Consider the following 428-nt stretch of genomic DNA (forward strand, 5'->3'; position numbering starts at 1 on the left):
CCCCCACACCGCCCACCCCGCCGCCACCCCCAGTGCTGCAGAGGACCCCGGCCCCGCCCGCCTGCCCCCCCCCACCGCGCCGCTCGCCGAGGCGGCCCGGGCGGTCGGACATCCGGGCCTGGTGCCGGTGATCTCGACGGGGGCCGCCCTGGCCAGTCTGGGCGTCTTGCTGGCACTGATCGCCGGGCTCGGGCGCACCATGCTCGCGATGGCCGGCCATCGCGAGCATGGTGCGCCCGAGCCCGGCGATCAGTGCCAGCAAGACGCCCAGACTGGCCAGGGCGGCCCCCGTCGAGATCACCGGCACCAGGCCCGGATGTCCGACCGCCCGGGCCGCCTCGGCGAGCGGCGCGGTGGGGGGGGGCAGGCGGGCGGGGCCGGGGTCCTCTGCAGCACTGGGGGTGGCGGCGGGGTGGGCGGTGTGGGGG

Annotated in this window: 1 pseudogene; it reads left to right on the forward strand. The window is 79.4% G+C overall.

Annotated features, from left to right (window positions below):
* Positions 1 to 428: pseudogene (locus tag FQ389_RS23255) on the forward strand (hypothetical protein); the annotation flags it as partial.

The organism is Mycobacterium tilburgii, assembly GCF_902168065.1.
Lineage (GTDB): Bacteria > Actinomycetota > Actinomycetes > Mycobacteriales > Mycobacteriaceae > Mycobacterium > Mycobacterium tilburgii.